The organism is Alteriqipengyuania lutimaris, from assembly GCF_003363135.1.
Classification (GTDB): Bacteria; Pseudomonadota; Alphaproteobacteria; order Sphingomonadales; family Sphingomonadaceae; genus Alteriqipengyuania; species Alteriqipengyuania lutimaris.
Genome location: NZ_QRBB01000012.1, coordinates 1 through 2186, shown reverse-complemented (window position 1 = coordinate 2186; position 2186 = coordinate 1). Strand labels below are relative to the sequence as shown.

The 2186-nt window shown below is 50.3% G+C and carries 1 protein-coding gene; it reads left to right on the top strand.

What is annotated here, in order from left to right:
• Positions 1 to 2118: hypothetical protein (locus DL238_RS15870; RefSeq protein ID WP_199798071.1), on the top strand; the 2118-nt coding region annotated here is incomplete at its 5' end.
• Positions 2119 to 2186: the final 68 nt, after the last annotated feature.

Genomic DNA, 2186 nt, shown 5'->3' with positions numbered 1-2186 from the left:
CGGGGCGATAAGCCGTTCTTGCAGAGGCAGAGAGACTTCCTAAGGCTCCTGGTTCGTATCCAACAACCCAACTACTACTCCGACCAGTTCGAACTTGGAAACTCTTATGATGTCGAGGGTAACATCAATAACTACAAGAACCCACAAGTTGTGAAGCAGTTCCTGGCCATATACAAGGCTGGCATGCTGCCACGTGGGGTGCCATATTCGCCCTACTACAGCACCCAGCGCTACGAGACCAAGCTACTGTTTGACCTCTTCTACTACGCCAATGACTACGACACCTTCTATAAGACCGCATGCTGGGCCCGTGATCGCGTGAACGAAGGCCAGTTCTTGTATGCCTTCAGTGTTGCCACCTTCCAACGCGAGCACCTCAATGATATCGTACTGCCACCTCCCTATGAGATCTATCCCTATCTCTTCGTGGAGGCTGATGTAATTCAGAAGGCATATGAGACCAGAGAGAGAGATGTGGGTCTGACTTCCCCAAAGACGTACGTGTTCCCAGCTAACTACACTGTATACAACCCCGAGCAGCTCCTTAACTACTACAGAGAGGACGTGGGTCTCAATACCTACTATGCTTACTATTTCTACAACTACCCGACCTTCCTCAACGAGACCGAGTACGGCCTGAACTTCGCCCGCCGTGGTGAACAATTCTACTACACGCGCCAGCAGATCTATGCTCGCTACTACCTGGAGCGCCTGTCCTGGGACCTGCCCGACGTCGAGCCCTACTACTACGACCGTCCCTTCCAGACCGCATACAACCCCAATCTGCGATATCCTAATGGTCAGGAAGTGCCAGTCCGTCCATACGAGTACAGCAGACAAAATTCCTACGATTACAACGGCAACAGTTATTACTACGGAAACTACTACACCGGCAATAATGAGTACTACACTGGCAACTACTACACCGGCAACTACCAGCCCACTTACTACTACGGCTATGCCAACAACTACGACTACTACTATCCCGAGGACCTCCTGACTTACGAGAAACGTGTCAACGACGCCATCGATTATGGCTACTTCTTTTCACCATACCAAGGCAAATATCCTCTGTACGAAGACTATTACAAGGGTATCAACTACTTGGGTGATGTGATTGAAGGCAATGGAGAAACAGTAAACAAGAGATTCTACGGTTCAATCTACCATTATTACCGCGCATTAGCCGGCAAGAGTGTGGATCCCTACAATAACCACGGGCTTGCTCCAAGCGCTCTGCAAAACATCTACACAGCTCTGAGAGACCCAGCTAACTACCAGATCCTCAAGCGCGTCAACTATTTCTTCCAAAGATACAAGAACTATCTGCCCCGCTACACCTATGATGAGCTCGTATACCCCGGAGTTAAGGTCGTGAATGTTGAAGTTAGCAAGCTCATCACCTACTTCGACTACTTCGATATCGATCTTGACAACGTCGTAAACGTTAAGACGCCTGAGGACGGTCAGTACGTCGACTACCGTGCAAGGCAGACCCGTCTCAACCACAAGCCCTTCACCTACACAGTCGATGTGACCAGTGACAAGGCACAGGATGTGTACGTGCGCGTATTCCTGGGTCCCAAGTACGACTATTTGGGCCGCGAGTACAACATCAACGACCGCAGACACTACTTCGTGGAGCTCGACCGCTTCCCATACAAAGTTCAAGCCGGTCAGACAACAATCCAGAGGAATTCACGAGACTCTTATGTCGTCACTCCCGACTATCCCAGCTACAGAACCCTGTTCAGGAAAGTGGAAGATGCCTACCAAGGAAGAGACCAGTTCTACATCGACAGGAGTCAGCGCTACTGTGGATACCCAGAGCGTCTCCTCCTGCCTAGAGGTAAGAAGGGTGGCCAGGCCTACACCTTCTACGTCATCGTCACACCATACGTCCAGCAGGACGCACATGACTTTGAACCATACAATTACAAGTCGTTCAGCTACTGCGGAGTTGGACCCAACCGCAAATATCCCGATGACAAGCCCCTGGGATACCCCTTCGATCGCCCCATCTACGGAAAGGACTTCTACACTCCCAACATGTATTTCAAGGACGTCGTCATCTTCCACAAGAAACAGGAGGAGGTCAATGCAGCTACCACACAGTGACGAGTTCGGCGTCACTCTAGTCGACGAAATGCGCTCAAAAGGACCTTCTCTAGAATGTTAAATGTTTC